This is a genomic window from Massilia orientalis, assembly GCF_030411975.2.
Taxonomy (GTDB): domain Bacteria; phylum Pseudomonadota; class Gammaproteobacteria; order Burkholderiales; family Burkholderiaceae_D; genus Telluria; species Telluria orientalis.
Map to the genome: position 1 here is coordinate 37,740 of NZ_JASNRB020000030.1, position 15,779 is coordinate 53,518.

A 15,779-nucleotide genomic window follows, 5' to 3' on the forward strand; every position below is an offset into this window, starting at 1 on the left:
GACCGTGTCCGGACTGCTTGTCAGTCCAGGACGACAAGCCCTGCAACATTTCCTGGCTTAGAATGGGCGCGGCAGTCCATCCCATCAGGAGACCCGCATGCGCTTCGCCCTCGTTTCGTCGTTGGTACTGATGCTTGTACTGGCCGCGCCCGCACCCGCACGCGACGCCGGTATCGATATTCCGATCCCCGATATTCCGTACTCGAAATTTGTCCTGAAGAACGGACTGACGGTGATCGTTCACGAAGACCACAAATCGCCCGTCGTGGCCGTCAACACGTGGTATCACGTGGGCTCGAAGAACGAAAGGCCCGGCAAGACGGGCTTCGCGCACCTGTTCGAGCACCTGATGTTTTCCGGTAGCGCCAATTTTAATAAGACGTTCCTGTCGGCACTGGAAGGCATCGGCGCCACCGACCTGAACGGCACGACGAACAAGGACCGCACGAATTACTTCGAGACCGTGCCGACCTCGATGCTCGACTATGCGCTGTTCGCCGAGAGCGACCGCATGGGACACCTGTTGAACGTGCTCGACCAGAAGAAGCTCGACCTGCAGCGCGGCGTCGTCCAGAACGAGAAACGGCAGCGCGAGAACCAGCCGTACGGCATCGTCGAGCAGGTCGTCACGGAGAACACATGGCCGGCCAACCACCCGTATTCGTGGACCGTGATCGGGGCGATGGCCGACCTCGACGCCGCATCGATGACGGACGTCACCGACTGGTTCAAGGGTCATTACGGCCCGAACAACGTCGTGCTCGTGCTGGCCGGCGACATCACGCCGCAGCAGGCCCGCGAGAAGGTCGAAAAATACTACGGCGACATTCCGCCCGGCCCGCCGCAGGCCCACCAGCAAGCGTGGATCGCGAAGCGCAGCGGCACGCACCGGGGCCAGGTCCAGGACCGCGTGCCGCAGGCCCGCATCTACCGCCTGTGGAACGTGCCCGGCGCCGATACGCCGGAGGAACCGCTGCTCGACCTCGCCGCGCAGGTGCTGGGCGGCGGCAAGACGTCGCGGTTGTACCAGCGCCTCGTCGTCAAGGAACAGTTGGCGACGTCGGTCGGCACCGGCAACGATTCGAACGAAATCGCCGGCCAGTTCGGCATCAACCTGACCGCGAAGCCGGGGGCGCCTGCGGCCGACGTCGCGCGCATGGAAACATTGGCCGACGAGGAATTGCGCGCGCTGATGAAATCCGGCCCGACGGCCGCCGAACTGCGGCTTGCGCAGACGACGATCCTCGCGCAGCACGCGCGTGCCGTCGAGCGCGTGGGCGGCTTCGGCGGCAAGAGCGACGTGCTGGCGCGCTGCGCCACGTACACGGGCAATCCGGACTGCTACAAACTGTACCTGCAGCGCATCAAGGACGCGACGCCGGCGGCGGTCCGCAAGGCGATGCTCGACTGGCTGGCCGACGGCGACTACGTGCTGGAGGTCGATCCATTCCCGGCCGGGCTCGCGGCGGGGGCGTCCACGGTGGACCGGAGCAAGGGCCCGCCGGCCGGCCATCCGGAAACCTTGACCCTGCCGCCCATGCAGAAGACGACGCTGTCCAATGGCATGAACGTCGTGCTGGCCGAGCGCCACGGCGCGCCGGTGATCAACCTGTCGCTGATGCTGGGTGGCGGCTTCGCATCCGATTCGCAGGCGCTGCCGGGCCTCGCGAGCCTCACCTTGCGCATGCTGGAAGAGGGGACGACGTCGCGCAGCGCGCTGCAGATCAGCCGCGAACTGGAAGCGCTGGGCGCATCGTTCGGCACATCGATCAACCTGGACGGCGCGTTCGTCAACATGAACGTGCTCAAGCCGACCCTGGCGCAGGCGCTGGGGCTGTACGCCGACCTCGCGCTGCGTCCGGCCTTTCCGCAGGCCGATTTCGAGCGCGTGCGCAAGACGCGGCTGGCCGCGATCCAGCGCGAGCAGACGGTGCCGCGCCTGATGGCCTTGCGCGTGCTGCCGCCGCTGCTGTACGGCCCCGGCCATCCGTATTCCCTGCCGCTGACGGGCACCGGCACGGAAGCCGCGGTGGCGCGCATGACACGCGGCGATCTCGAGGGCTATCACGCCACGTGGTTCAAGCCGAACAACGCGACCCTGCTCGTCGTCGGCGACACGACCCTGGCCGAACTGACACCCCTGCTGGAGCGCGCGTTCGGCGCATGGCAGGCCGGCGCCTTGCCTGCGCACGACATCGCCAGGGTCGACCAGCCGGCCGGCACGACGATCTACCTGATCGACCGTCCGGGCGCGCTGCAGAGCGACATCGTCGGCGCCCAGCTGGCGCCGCCGCGCAATACGCCGGATGCCGTCGCGCTGAACCTGCTCAACGATGTGTTCGGCGGCACGTTCAGTTCGCGCCTGAACATGGATTTGCGGGAAGATAAACACTGGTCGTATGGCGTCGGCTCGTCGCTCGTCGCGGCGCGCGGGCAGCGCATCCTGGTCAGCGATTCACCGGTCCAGACCGATAAAACGGCCGACGCGCTGCGCGAGCTGGCGCGCCAATACGCCGAGCTGGGCAGCGCCCGCCCCGTCACGCCGCGCGAACTGCAGGATGCGCAGGCAGACGAGACGCTGGGCCTGCCCGGTTCGTTCGAGACGGTCAGCCAGCTCAGCAATGCCTACGCGACGATCCTGCAATACGGCCTGCCCGAGGATTACTACAACACGTACACGGCGACGGCGCTGGCCGTCACGCCCGCGCAGCTGAACGCGCTGGCTGGGCGCGTGGTGCTGCCGCGGCAGCCCGTGTGGATCGTCGTCGGCGACATGGGCAAGATCGAGGCGCCGATCCGCGCGCTGAACCTGGGACAAGTACGCCGGATCGACGTCGACGGCAAGGCATTACCCTAGCGGTTTCGCCTGCTTCTGCGTGCGTTCCTGGTAGCGCTGGAACACCTCGAAGCGCTTCTCGCGCCGCAGGATCTTCGAATGTGGATCGAGCGTGACGGTCGCGTACGGCGGCAGCGCGATGCTGCCGCGTCCATCCGCCATCGGCAGGGTGACGATGCGCCCGTCCACGCGCACGTCGAGCGGCATCGGGAACGGGGTAGGTGCGGTCGTCTTCCACGCGAGGTCGAGCGTGTCGCCGTGGCGCGTGGCCACGAGTTCGGGCAGCCCGGCCTGGTACATATAGGCCTGGAAGAACCAGCCGAGGTCGCGTCCGCTCGCGCGCTGGACGATGGCGATGAAGTCCGGCGTCGTCGCATAGCGCGGCGAGAAATTGCCGGGACGTGGGTCGGGTGTGCCGTACACGAGTTCGCGCACGGCGCGGAAGAAGGCGTCGTCGCCGATCAGGCCGCGCAAGGTGTGCAGCACGAGCGAGCCTTTCGAATAGATGTCGCCGCCGGGACCGCCGCGCTTGAGGTCGTAGACGTCTTCCTCGCGCTTGTGCTTGCCGGACACGAGCGGCGCCTTGTTGCGGATGCCCGCGCGTTGCTGCATCAGCGCAGCGAAATATTCCTGGTCGCCGTGCAGGTATTGCATGTACAGCGGTTGCATGTAGGAGCCGAGGCCCTCGTGCAGCCACATGTCGTCCCAGTCGGCATTCGTGAGCTGGTTGCCGAACCATTCGTGGGCGAATTCGTGCTGCAGCAGGTCGTCGTAGCCGTACGGCGTCTTGACGTATTTGTTGCCGTAGGCATTGATGGTCTGGTGTTCCATGCCCTTGTGCGGCGTTTCGACGACACCCATTTTCTCGTCGGCGAACGGGTAGGGACCGATCGTCGATTCGAAGAAATCCAGCATCTTCGGGAATTCCGAGAACAGGTCTTGCGCATGCGCCTTATTCTGCGGCAGGTACCAGAACCGCAGCGGGATCGTATTGCCGTAGCGGCTGCGGTACTCGCCGGACAGCACCTCGTACGGCCCCACGTTGATGGCGATGCCGTAGGTGCTCGGGTACTTTGCGCGCCAGTGCCACGTGCGCCAGCCGTTCGCTTCCGTCATGCCCATGGCTACGCCATTGCCCGCGGCCACGAGCGGCGCGGGCACGGTGATGTGTTCGTCGACGACCTTCGGCTTGCCCATCGGATGGTCGATGCACGGCCAGAACAGGTCGCAGCCTTCGCCTTCGACGGCGCTCGCGACCCACGGCTTGCCGTCCGGCGTGCGCGCCCACACGAAGCCGCCGTCCCAAGGCGCGCGCTTGGCCACGTGCGGTTCGCCGTGGTACGTCACGCGCACCCTGACCTGGCGGCCTGGTTCCAGCCGCTGCGGCAGCGCGATCGTCAGCTTGCCGTCCGGATTGCGCCACCGGTCGGCCGCGAGCGGCTGGCCGTCGACCGTGATGGTGTCGATGGGCAGGTTGCGGTCCAGGTCGAGTTCGATGCTGTCCAGCGGCGCGCCGGCGCTGAACGTGAGCGTCGCGTCGCCGCGCAGGCTGCGGCTGTCCGGGTCGATGCGCAGGCTCAGGTCGGCATGGTCGAACGACAGCGCCTGCTGCGCGCTACTACGCTGCGCGCCCGAGTTGACGGTGTAGTCGGTGAGGGCGGGCTGGCCGGCGCAGCCGGCCAGCAGGGCGCACAAGGCGGCGATGGCGGTTCTTTGCATGATGCAGGGAATTTAGCACAGCGGAAACCGGCGCCACCAAATCGCCTGCCGGTGGATACTGCGTGGCGAGGAGGACTTTACATGATCGACCTGGACATCGATATCGGCCGCACCGCCCTGGTGCTGATCGATTTGCAGAACAGTAATGTGAAACGCGACCTGGCCCCGTACACGGCGGAGCAGGTGGTGGGCAATTGCGTGCTGCTGTCGGGGGAAATGCGCGACCGCGGCGGCATGGTGATCTTCGTGCGCGTGCTCGTCGACCAGATGCAACTTCCGCCGGCCGACGCCCCGCTGCGCAAACCCGGCACGCCCGCGCCGCCGCCGGATGCGTCGCTGCTGGCGCCGGACGCGCAGGTGCAGGCGCAGGACATCGTCGTGACGAAGCGCCAGTGGGGCGCCTTCTACGGCACGGAACTGGACCAGCTGCTGCGCCGGCGCCACATCAAGACGATCGTCCTCGGGGGCATCGCCACCAACTTCGGCGTCGAGTCGACGGCGCGCGCCGCGTTCGACCGCGGCTACGAGCTCGTCTTCGTCGAGGATGCGATGAGCAGCATGGCGGCGGACGCGCACGCGTTCGCCTGCGGGCGCATCTTCCCCGCCATGGGCAAGGTGCGCTCGACGCGCCATGTGATCGACGCGTTGCAGGCGGGAACCGGAGACGCGTGACGCTCCTGTCGTCATTCCCGCGCACGCGGGAATCCATACTGAGCCGAATAGGTCGCTCAGTATGGGTCCCCGCTTTCGCGAGGACGACGGGTTAATTATTTACGCGGCGCCGGCTGCTGGCTGTTGGCGGCCTGCTGCCGTGCTTGCGCCTGCGCCTGCCGCTGCTGCTCCTTCTCCTGCTTCTTGGCCATGTGGTGGCCGATGGCGCAGCCGGCGGCAGCGCCCAGCAAGCCGTGCTTGCCCGCCACGTGGCCGCCGACGCCGCCGACGATGGCGCCTTTCGCGCAGCTGGGTTTGGCATAGGCGGCGCCTGTCGAGGCGAGCGAGAGCATCAGGGTTGCGGCGATCAGTTTGGTGTTCATACGTCCTCCATGGTTATGCAATCAACGGCCCGGTGCCGTCCATGGATGACAAGTGTGGCTAAGGCCGCACCGGTTGAATGTTCGCCAGATCACCCTTGCGGCGGATCTCCGCCGCGATCTCGTACGAGCGCAACCGCGCCGCGTGGTCGTAGATCTGCGACGTGATCATCAGCTCGTCCGCGCCCGTGCGCGCGATGAAATCCCCGAGCTGCCGTTCGACGGTCTCGGGCGAGCCGATCGCCGAGCACGACAGCACGCCGTCGAGCATGCCGCGCTCCGCCGGGCCGAGCAGGTCGAGATAGCCTTCGACGGGCGGTTTCAGACGCGTCGGATGGCCGCTGCGCAGGTTGACGAACGCCTGCTGCATGGACGTCGCGCGCCACTGGGCTTCCGCATCGGTCTCGGCGGCGAACACGTTAAAGCCGAGCATCACGTACGGCTTGTCGAGCTGGGCCGAGGGGCGGAAGTTGGCGCGGTAGATCTCGATGGCCTGCATCATCATCTGCGGCGCGAAGTGCGACGCGAACGCGTACGGCAGGCCCAGCATCGCCGCCAGCTGCGCGCCGAACAGGCTGGAGCCGAGGATCCACACGGGCACCTTGAGGCCGGCACCCGGCACGGCGCGCACGTGGCGGCGCGGGGCGTCCGCAAAATAATCCATCAGTTCCACGACGTCCTGCGGAAATTCGTCCGCGTCGGAGGCGAGATTGCGGCGCAGCGCGCGGGCCGTCGCGTGGTCGGAACCGGGCGCGCGGCCGAGGCCCAGGTCGATGCGGCCCGGGAACAGCGATTCGAGCGTGCCGAACTGTTCGGCGATGACGAGCGGGGAATGGTTCGGCAGCATGATGCCGCCGGCGCCGAGGCGGATGGTGGAGGTGCCGTTGCCCACGTGGGCGATCAGCACCGCCGTCGCCGCACTGGCGATGCCCGGCATGCCGTGGTGTTCGGCGAGCCAGAAGCGGTGGTAACCCCAGCGTTCGCCGTGCTGCGCGAGGTCGAGCGTGCGGCGGAACGATTCGGCAGCGTCGCTGCCTTCGGTGATCGGGGCGAGGTCGAGTATCGAGAAAGGAATCATCGGTGCATTCATCGCCTCATGATACGCCGATCGAATTTTTCGCGTGCGCCACGGTCCGGAACGGCATATGATGGCCTGTTGAACAATGTCTCCACGGCATCTCCGTTTGCTCAACATGCGTATTTACCTGCTTCCCTGCATCGCCGTGCTCGCTGCCGGCTGCACCTTGCCTGCCCGTGTACCGAGCGTGCCCGCGGCCGATGTCCCACGGCTGGACGTGCGCCGCTTTCCCCAGATCGACGCCGCCATCGAGGGCGCCATCGACGCCCACAAGTTGCCCGGCGCCGTATTCCACCTGGAGCACGAGGACGCCGTCTACGAACGCGCCTACGGCCGCCTGACCTACGAACGGGATGCGCCGGCCGTCACGACGGCGACGACGTTCGACGCCGCGTCCCTGACGAAAGTGCTCGCGACGGCGCCGTCCGTGCTGATCCTGGCCGAGCAGGGGCGCATCGGCCTGGATGACAGGCTCGTCAAATACTTCCCCGAATGCGCGGGCGGCGGCAAGGAAACGATCACGATCCGGCAATTGCTCACGCACAGCTCGGGCTTGCCCGCCGGGCTGCCGGCCGTCCCTGCATGGAAAGGCCGCGTGGCCGCGCACAAGCTCGCGTGCGACCAGGTTGTTACGCACCCGCCCGGTACGTTCTTCCGCTATTCCGACGTCAATTACGTGCTGCTGGGCCAGGTCGTCGAAAAGGTCACGGGCACGCCGCTGGACGATTACGCGCAGTCGCACATCTACGCGCCGCTGGGGATGCGCGACACGGGCTACCTGCCGCTGCGCCGGGTCGATGTCGAGACGATCGCGCCGACCCAGGTGGGCAGCGCGGACGGGAAAGGCGCGCATGGCGACCTCGCGCCGGGCGGGCTCCTGCGCGGCGTCGTGCATGATCCGACGGTGCGCCGCATGGGCGGTGTGGCGGGCTCGGCCGGTGTGTTCACGACCGTCGGCGACGTGGCGCGCTACGCCCGCATGCTGCTGGCGGGCGGGGTGCTGGACGGCGTGCGCATCCTGAGCCCCGACAGCGTGCGCCTGCTGACGACGGTGCAATCGCCCCCTGGCCTGGCCAGGCGCGGCCTCGGCATGGACATCGATTCGCCGTACGCGAAGCGCCCGCGCGGCACCGTGTACCCGGTCGGCAGTTATGGCCACACCGGCTTCACGGGCTGCATCCTGTGGGTCGATCCGCAGTCGAAGTCGTTCTACGTGTTCCTGTCGAACCGCGTCTATCCGGACGACAAGAGCAACATCCTCGACCTGTACACGCGGATGGGCACGCTCGCGGCGCAGGCGGCCGGGGCGCACTGATTTTTGTTTCCGCGCGGCTAACGCGCGCACCCTTCACGGCGATGTCTTTAAACTGCGCCTCCACAGTATCTTCTTGATATTGCAGAGCTTTTTTTGCCCCAAATCCATTCTCCGAGGAGAGCGATATGAAAATGAATAAGTTACTGAAGGGCCTGCTGGGTGCTGCCGTCACGGTGGCGATGTTCGGTACGGTCAACGCGCAGGCGCAGACCGGTTCGTCGACGGGCAGCAGCGCGACCGCGCAGGATCAGTCGACGTCGGGCAGCTCGACCACCAAGAAACACACGAAGAAGAAACACCACAAGAAGAGCAGCTCGAGCAGCGGTTCGAGCGGCACCAGCGGTTCCTCCAGCAGCGGTTCGTCGTCGAGCGGCAGCCAGGATACCCAGGGCACCTCCGGTTCGTCGGGTAGCATGGGCACCGGCACCGGCACCGGCACCGGCACCAGCGGCGGCAGCGGCACGTCGGACGGCACGGGCACCGGCACCGGCGGCAGCATGGGCACCGGCAGCGGCACGACCACGCCGCCGACCGGTACCGGCACCGGCTCCTCGGGTTCGAGCGGCGCCACCGGCACCACGGGTTCCGGCTCGTCGGGCACCAGCGGCATGAGCGGCAGCACCGGCGCCAGCGGCACCGGCCTGTCCGGTTCGAGCGGCATGAGCGGCACGGGCTCCGGTTCGGGCACGGGCACCAGCGCGACCGGCACGGGCGCAGCGGGCACCGGCACCAGCTCCAGCACGACCAGCGGCAGCCAGGGCACCGGTAGCCGCGGCTACTGATCGGCCCGATGCGGCGCCCGCGGCGCCGTGTTTCGCGCAACACCAGCCTGCGGGCTGGTTTTTTTTGCCCAATGCAAACAACGCGTGCGGCCGTCCCAGCCTTGGTATAACATGGTTTCCCTAAAAATGGTTGCGCAAACATTCAACAACGACGAGGAATCATGATGGAGACAACACGCATCGCCGCACGCCTGCTGGCGCTCGCGGCGGCAAGCGCCTGCCTGCCGGGGCAGGCGGCCGACCTGGGCCTGGCCCGTATTTTTGCCGACCACGCGGTCCTGCAGCGCGACCAGCCGATTGCCGTGTGGGGCACGGCCGGCGCCGGCAGCAAGGTGAGCGTCACGCTGGGCGGACGCACCGTGAACGGCACCGCCGATGCGCGCGGCAAGTGGAAGGCGCAATTGCCGCCGCAGCCGGCGGGCGGCCCGTACACGCTGACGGTCGCCTCGGGCGGCCAGTCCGTCAGCCGCGCCGACATCCTCGTCGGCGACGTCTACCTGTGCTCGGGCCAGTCGAACATGGAATTCGTCGTGCACAACTCGACCAACGCGTGGTCGACCACGATGACGGCGGCCAACGACAAGATCCGCTTCCTGAACGTGGAGAAGAACAGCACGGCCGCGCCGCAGGATGAGCTCAAGGGCCCGGTCGCGTGGAAAATCGCGGGGCCGGACACCATCGGCGATGCGTCCGCCGTCTGCTACTACATGGCGCGCTCGCTGCAGGGCAGCTACAAGGTGCCGGTCGGCTTCGTCAACGCCAGCTGGGGCGGCACGACGATCCAGGGCTGGATCGGCGGGGAGTCGCTGCGCACTGTGAGCGACTACACGGCCGGCGTCGACGCCGTCAAACAGTACGGCGCCGATCCGGTTGCCGGCATGCGCGCCGAGGACGCCCGCAACGAGGCCTGGTGGACGGCGCACGACCCGGCGGCGGCCGCGCAGCGTGCGTGGATCGCGCCGGACTTCGACGACAGCGCGTGGCCCACCGTCACGCCGACCGGATCGTGGAAGGACAGCGGCGTGGCCGGCTTCAAGGACTTCGACGGCGTCGCGTGGTACCGCACGACGATCACCCTGACGGAAGCGCAGGCCAAGGCCGCGAACTCGGTGCACCTGGGCCCTGTCGACACGTACGACACGACGTGGGTCAACGGCGTGCGCGTGGGCGGCGTCAGCACGGGATGGATCTGGCGCGACTACGATGTGCCGGCCGGCGTGTTCAAGCCGGGCCGCAACGTGATCGCCATGCGCGTGCTGAGCGGCGGGCAGGGCGGCGGCCTGTCGGGACCGGTGGACAAGCGCAGCATCGGCCTCGCGGACGGCCAGGCGATCCCGCTGCCGGCCGCATGGAAGGTCCAGCGCGGCGGCGCCATGAAAGGCCAGTCGGTGCCGCCGGCGGCGTGGTCCGTGCCGACGAGCCTGACCACGCTGTACAACGGCATGATCGCGCCGCTGGTCGGCTATAAATTCAAGCTGGCCGCGTGGTACCAGGGCGAATCGAACGCCGGCGCGGCGCAGGAATACCGCACGTTGCTGCCGCTCTTGATGCGCGACTGGCGCCAGCGCTTCGGCCAGCCGACGCTCCCGTTCTTCGTCGTCCAACTGACGTCGTATGGGGCGCCGGCGAAAACGCCGGGCCAGTCCGGCTGGGCCGAGCTGCGCGACGCGCAGGCGGCCGCGGTGGCGAACGACCCGCACGCGGGCCTGGCCGTCACGATCGACGTGGGCGACCGTTTCGACATCCACCCGACCCAGAAGACGCTCGTCGGCGAGCGCCTCGCGCGCGCGGCCCGCGCCGTCGCGTATGGCGAGAAGACGATCCCCGGCAGCCCGACGGCCGTGTCGGCACAGCGCAAGGGCGGCGACATCGTCGTGACGTTCAAGGACACGGGCGGCGGCCTGGCGACGTATTCGTCCGACCGCGCCAACGCGTTCGAGGTGTGCGCGGGCACGACGTGCCGCTATGCCGATGCGCGCGTGGCCGGCGACACCGTCGTCCTGGCCGGCGCCGGCACGCCGGACGTCACGCGCGTGCGCTACGCGTGGGCCGACGCGCCGTTCGTGAACCTGTTCGGCGCGGACGACCTGCCGGCCGCGCCGTTCCAGCTCGAGGTGCGCTGACGGTGCGCTGAAAGTTCAAGCCTCGAGCATAGCGCCGGTCTTGCTGTAGCGGGTGTGCCACGCGTACGCCTGCTCCAGCACGTGCGGCGTCTGGCCGCCGCGCTGCTGCGCTTCGGCGACGTAGGCGCGCAGCATCGATTTGTACGGTTCGGCCGTGCACTGTTCGATGATGACCTCGGCCCGCTCGCGCGGCGCGAGGCCGCGCAGGTCGGCGAGGCCCAGTTCCGTGACGATGATGTCGACGTCGTGCTCCGTGTGGTCGACGTGCGTCACCATCGGCACGATCGACGACACCTTCCCGCCCTTGGCCGTGGCCTTGGTCGCGAAGATCGACAGGTAGGCGTTGCGCGCGAAGTCGCCCGAGCCGCCGATCCCGTTCATCATGTGCGTGCCCAGCACGTGCGTCGAATTGATGTTCCCGTAGATGTCCGCTTCCAGCGCCGTGTTGATGGCGATGATGCCGAGGCGGCGGATCACTTCCGGGTGGTTGGACACTTCCTGCGGGCGCAGCACGAGCTTGTCGCGGTAGCGGCCGAAGTCGCGGAACACCTGCCGGCTCTTTTCCGGCGACAGCGTGATCGACGAGCCGGACGCGAAATCCAGCTTGCCCGCGTCGAACAGGTCGAACGTCGAATCCTGCAGCACTTCGGAATACATCGTCAGGCGCTCGAACGGGCTGTCGGCAAAGCCGGCCAGCACCGCGTTGGCGATCGTGCCGATGCCGGCCTGCAGCGGCAGCAGTTCCTTCGTCAGGCGGCCCGCCTCGATTTCCCTTTCGAAGAAGCGGATCAGGTGGCCCGCGATGGCGGCCGTCTCGCTATCGGCCGGCAGCACGGACGACGTCGAATCCGGCTGGTCGGACAGCACGATCGCAACGATCTTCTCGGGCGGGAGGGCGATCCACGGCGTGCCGGCGCGGTCGTCGGCCGACATGATCGGGATCGGTTCGCGCAACGGGCGCTTCTTCGGAATCCAGATGTCGTGCAGGCCTTCCAGGCCGGCCGGCTGGGCGAGGTTGATCTCGACGATCACCTTGTCGGCCAGGATCGCGAAGCTGGCGCTGTTGCCGACGGAGGTCGTGGGCACGACGGCGCCGTCTTCCGTGATCGCCACCGCTTCCACGATGGCCACGTCGACCGGGGCGATGTGGCGGCTGCGCAGCTGTTCGACGGTCTCGGACAGGTGCTGGTCGATGTACATCACCTCGCCGCGGTTGATCGCCGCGCGCAGCACGGGGTCCACCTGGAACGGCATGCGGCGCGCCAGCGCGCCCGCTTCGGTGAGGCGTTTGTCGGTGTCGTTGCCGAGCGAGGCGCCCGTCATCAGCGTGATCTTCAACGGCTCCGTGCGGGCGCGCTCGGCCAGCGCGGCCGGCACGAGCTTGACGTCGCCGGCGCGGGTGAAGCCGCTCATGCCGACGGTCATGCCGTCCTTGATCCAGCGCGCAGCCTCGTGCGCACTGGTGACGCGGCCGCGCAGCGAGGCGCAGCGGATACGGTCCAGGTATTCTGTCTTCATGTCTTTCTCGGGTCTACGTCGGGGTGGAACTAGCTGAGCCGGTAGTTCTCCGGCAGCAGCGGGGGAGGCAGGTCGCGGTCGCCCAGGGCGGTGCGCAGGTCGATCTCGATCGTGCGGCACAGGGCCTCGAGCGGCAGGCCGTTGTCGGACGCGCGGAAGGGTTCCTCGAGTTCGTCGCCGAGGGCGTCCAGGCCGAAGAAGGTGTAGGCCACGATGGCCGAGACGAGGGGCGTCAGGTAGCCGATCGTGTCCACGAGGCCGAACGGCAGCAGGAAGCAATACAGGTACGCCGTGCGGTGCAGCAGCAGCGTGTACGAAAACGGGATCGGCGTGCCGCGGATGCGTTCGCACGACGCGGCCACCGCCGTCAGCGCGGACAGGCTCGTGTCGATGGACGGCGCGAGGCACGCATCCAGGCGGCCCGTGCGCAGGCATTCTCCGAGGTCGGCGCCCATCTCGAGCATCAGCGCGTACGGGACGTTCGGTTGCGTGCGCACGCGTTCCCATTCGGCTGGTGCGATCCACGGCGCGACGTCGGCATTGCCGTCGGTGTCGCCGCGCAGCCGGTGGCGCAGCGCATGCGCGTACGCGATGGCGCGGCGAATGATGCGCAGGTGGGGATCGTCTGCGGCCGGATGGCCGGGCGCGACGAGCGACAGGCACTGGCGCGCGAGGCTGCGGCTGCGCAGTATCAGTTCTCCCCACTGCTTGCGGCCTTCCCAGTAGCGGTCATAGGCCGCGTTGTTACGGAAGCCGAGGAAGATCGCGAGGGGGAGCGCCATCAGCGTGAACGGCGTCGTCGTGAAATGCAGCTTGTGGTGGCCGAACTGGCCGTCGGTCCACGTGACGACGACCGCGAGCAGCGTACTGACCGCGAGGTGCATCCAGATGCGCGGCAGGATCGAGCCGCGCATGATGAAGAACAGCCGCAGGGCCGATGGGCGGTCGCGGACGATCACGTCCGCCTCCAGGCCCGGTCATCCATGAAGTGCATAAGAGGCATGGTCGTCTATTCTGGACTTCACACTCGGAAACTCCCAATTCACATTTCCCATGTCCGTCATGAACGATGTGAATGCTTGCATGATCATAAACCTGTCGTGTGCCGCCGTCGCCGCGAAACGGCTATCGTCACGCCCATCAATCGCACGGAGACCATCATGAAGACACGTCAGCTGGGCAATGAAGGATTGCACGTCTCGGCCATCGGCCTGGGCTGCATGGGCATGAGCGATTTCTACGCCAACCGCGACGACGCCGAATCCATCGCGACGATCCAGCGCGCCATCGACCTGGGCGTCACGCTGTTCGACACGGCCGACATGTACGGCCCGCACACGAACGAGGTCTTGCTGGGGCGCGCGATCCGCGGGCGGCGCGAGGGACTCGTCATCGCCACCAAGTTCGGCGTCAAGCGAACGCCCGAGAATCCGGGCGATTTCAGCGTCTCCGGCCGCCCCGAGTACGTACGCGCCGCCTGCGAGGGGAGCCTCAGGCGGCTCGGCATCGACACGATCGACCTGTATTACCAGCACCGCGTGGACCCGGCCACGCCCATCGAGGACACGATGGGCGCGCTGGCGGACCTCGTCCGCGCCGGGAAGGTGCGCCACGTGGGCTTGTCCGAGGCGTCCGTACAGACGATCGAACGCGCCGTGAAAGTGCATCCGGTGACGGCGCTGCAGAGCGAGTATTCGTTATGGACGCGCGACCCCGAGGATGGCGTGCTCGATGCGTGCCGCCGCCACGGCATCGGCTTCGTGCCATACAGCCCGCTGGGCCGCGGCTTTCTCACGGGCGAGATCCGTACGCCGGACGATTTCGCGCCGGACGACTACCGCCGCAACAGCCCGCGTTTCCAGGGCGCGAACTTCGCGCAGAACATCGCGCTCGTCGACAAGGTGCGCGAACTGGCGCGCGAGGCGGGCTGCACGCCGGGCCAGCTGGCGCTCGCGTGGGTGCTGGCGCAGGGGCCGGACATCGTGCCGGTTCCCGGCACCAAGCGCCGCGCCTACCTCGACGAGAACGTGGAGGCCGTCGACATCGACCTCGGGCCGGCGCAGTTGACGGAGCTGGAAGCGATCTTTCCGCGCGGGGCGGCGGCGGGGACGCGGTATCCGGAAGGGGCGATGGGCGCGGTCAACCGCTAAGCAGCACAACGTCGTCCCCGCGGAGGCGGGGACCCGGGGTTGCATGCGTTTCGACAGATCATGAACAATTAGACCCCCGCCTTCGCGGGGGCGACGGGTCGGAGCCAACCCTGTAATCCACCGATCGCCTCTTCCTTCAACTTCGCCTCGATCTCGATCCACGGCGCCTCCACATACGCCGCCGGCATCGTCGTGATCAGGTCCGAATGCTGGCGATCGTTGAACCCGTCGCGCCCGTTCGAGATGTGGACGACCTGGTGCGCCGGCACGGGCCACGTCGCGCGCGCCGCGGCGAGCATCGCGGCCACGCTCGGGTCGTCGTAGCTGGCCAGCTTGTCGTGCACGATGTGGTGGTGCGCGTCGAACACCATCGGCACGCCGGCGCGCATGCACACGTCGTGGATCGCGTCCGCGCCGTATGAATATTCATCGTTCTCCAGGCACAGGCGCAGGCGGATCGCGTCGGGCAGCGCACGGATGCGCTCGACGAGCGCGTCGCTGCGGTTCGCCTTGCCGCCGTGGATCTCGAGCAGCGCCCACGGCGAGCGCGGTTGCTCCAGCAGGTCCATGATGTCGGCGTGCATCTGCAGGATCTTGACGCTGTTGGCGACGACGTCGGGCGAGTCGGAACTGAGCACGACGAACTGGTCCGGATGCATCACGAGGCGCAGCCCGAGTTCCGTCGCGCGCCGGCCCGTGCGCGCGAGCGCGGGCACGAGGGGCTGCATCACGGCGCGGCCGATGTCCTCGTCGAAGAACGGGAAGATCGACGACGGGATGCGGTACAGGCGGATGCCGTTGCGGCGGCAGTATTGCAGCGCGCCGTCCAGCGTCTGCAGGTTGTCGCGGTAGATGTCGTCGAGCAGCTTGCGCTGGCCGTCGTCCGACTGCTCCAGCAGGCGCTTGCGCGTGACGGTGCGGTAGCGGATGTCCTTCGAGACGGTGATGCAGACCAGGCCGAGCTGGGGCGGGGAGGAGACGGGCATGGACGAAGCGGGAGCATTGACGTTGGCGCCATGGTCCCCCGATCCACCCATGCCGTCAAACCAATGCGGCGCAGAAACCCATCACCGGCGGGTCAAACGCGGTTCACCACCAACATCGGGGTCAGAGCCCGTTTTTAGGCAATTTCTCAAATTCGGGGTCAGAGCCTGACCCTTCCCCTCAAATTTTCACAACCTGCACCAAATTGATCAGTGTAAGTAGGGCGAGCTGGAAGGCGTGGTG

General features: G+C 67.6%; 12 protein-coding genes. 6 read left to right on the forward strand and 6 right to left on the reverse strand.

Going from position 1 to position 15,779, the window contains the following annotated elements; translation table 11 throughout:
• The first annotated feature begins 97 nt into the window (after positions 1 to 97).
• On the forward strand, positions 98 to 2,857 hold the full coding sequence (locus QPK29_RS29995) for a M16 family metallopeptidase (RefSeq protein WP_371772031.1): 2,760 nt from the start codon (positions 98 to 100) through the stop codon (positions 2,855 to 2,857).
• Here QPK29_RS29995 and QPK29_RS30000 read toward each other — a convergent pair.
• Entirely contained in the window at positions 2,849 to 4,555 is a 1,707-nt protein-coding gene (locus QPK29_RS30000; RefSeq protein ID WP_371772030.1) for a M1 family metallopeptidase, read from the reverse strand. The two genes, QPK29_RS29995 and QPK29_RS30000, sit on opposite strands and share 9 nt — an antisense overlap.
• A gap of 81 nt (positions 4,556 to 4,636) precedes the next feature.
• Between QPK29_RS30000 and QPK29_RS30005 the strand changes: the two genes are divergently transcribed.
• The gene (locus tag QPK29_RS30005) at positions 4,637 to 5,227 is read left to right on the forward strand and encodes an isochorismatase family protein (RefSeq protein WP_371772029.1); all 591 of its coding nucleotides are present in this window, start codon (positions 4,637 to 4,639) and stop codon (positions 5,225 to 5,227) included.
• A 95-nt stretch (positions 5,228 to 5,322) separates the two neighbouring features.
• On the opposite strand, the gene QPK29_RS30010 is transcribed toward QPK29_RS30005, so the two are convergent.
• Both QPK29_RS30010 and QPK29_RS30015 read right to left on the reverse strand, forming a co-directional pair.
• Complete coding sequence (locus QPK29_RS30010; RefSeq protein WP_056126836.1) at positions 5,323 to 5,589, reverse strand: hypothetical protein; 267 nt, start codon at positions 5,587 to 5,589, stop codon at positions 5,323 to 5,325.
• 58 nt (positions 5,590 to 5,647) lie between these two features.
• Complete coding sequence (locus QPK29_RS30015) at positions 5,648 to 6,664, reverse strand: LLM class flavin-dependent oxidoreductase (protein ID WP_371772028.1); 1,017 nt, start codon at positions 6,662 to 6,664, stop codon at positions 5,648 to 5,650.
• A 115-nt stretch (positions 6,665 to 6,779) separates the two neighbouring features.
• Between QPK29_RS30015 and QPK29_RS30020 the strand changes: the two genes are divergently transcribed.
• From QPK29_RS30020 to QPK29_RS30030, 3 genes are all read left to right on the forward strand, one after another.
• The gene (locus tag QPK29_RS30020) at positions 6,780 to 7,979 is read left to right on the forward strand and encodes a serine hydrolase domain-containing protein (RefSeq protein ID WP_082577579.1); all 1,200 of its coding nucleotides are present in this window, start codon (positions 6,780 to 6,782) and stop codon (positions 7,977 to 7,979) included.
• Positions 7,980 to 8,110: 131 nt separating this feature from the next.
• The gene (locus tag QPK29_RS30025; RefSeq protein WP_371772027.1) at positions 8,111 to 8,761 is read left to right on the forward strand and encodes a hypothetical protein; all 651 of its coding nucleotides are present in this window, start codon (positions 8,111 to 8,113) and stop codon (positions 8,759 to 8,761) included.
• A gap of 161 nt (positions 8,762 to 8,922) precedes the next feature.
• On the forward strand, positions 8,923 to 10,884 hold the full coding sequence (locus QPK29_RS30030; protein WP_371772026.1) for a sialate O-acetylesterase: 1,962 nt from the start codon (positions 8,923 to 8,925) through the stop codon (positions 10,882 to 10,884).
• A 15-nt stretch (positions 10,885 to 10,899) separates the two neighbouring features.
• On the opposite strand, the gene QPK29_RS30035 is transcribed toward QPK29_RS30030, so the two are convergent.
• Together QPK29_RS30035 and QPK29_RS30040 are read right to left on the reverse strand one after the other, a co-directional pair.
• Entirely contained in the window at positions 10,900 to 12,402 is a 1,503-nt protein-coding gene (locus tag QPK29_RS30035; protein WP_371772025.1) for an acetyl-CoA hydrolase/transferase family protein, read from the reverse strand.
• A gap of 29 nt (positions 12,403 to 12,431) precedes the next feature.
• Positions 12,432 to 13,361, reverse strand: coding sequence for a bestrophin family protein (locus QPK29_RS30040; protein WP_371772024.1), 930 nt, complete (start codon positions 13,359 to 13,361; stop codon positions 12,432 to 12,434).
• A 201-nt stretch (positions 13,362 to 13,562) separates the two neighbouring features.
• On the opposite strand from QPK29_RS30040, the gene QPK29_RS30045 reads away from it, so the two are divergent.
• Entirely contained in the window at positions 13,563 to 14,552 is a 990-nt protein-coding gene (locus tag QPK29_RS30045) for an aldo/keto reductase (protein ID WP_371772023.1), read from the forward strand.
• 68 nt (positions 14,553 to 14,620) lie between these two features.
• Here the strand turns inward: QPK29_RS30045 and QPK29_RS30050 are convergent, their stop codons facing one another.
• Positions 14,621 to 15,538: an apurinic/apyrimidinic endonuclease family protein gene (locus tag QPK29_RS30050; RefSeq protein WP_056126841.1), complete on the reverse strand. Its 918-nt coding sequence runs from the start codon at positions 15,536 to 15,538 to the stop codon at positions 14,621 to 14,623.
• Positions 15,539 to 15,779 lie beyond the last annotated feature (241 nt).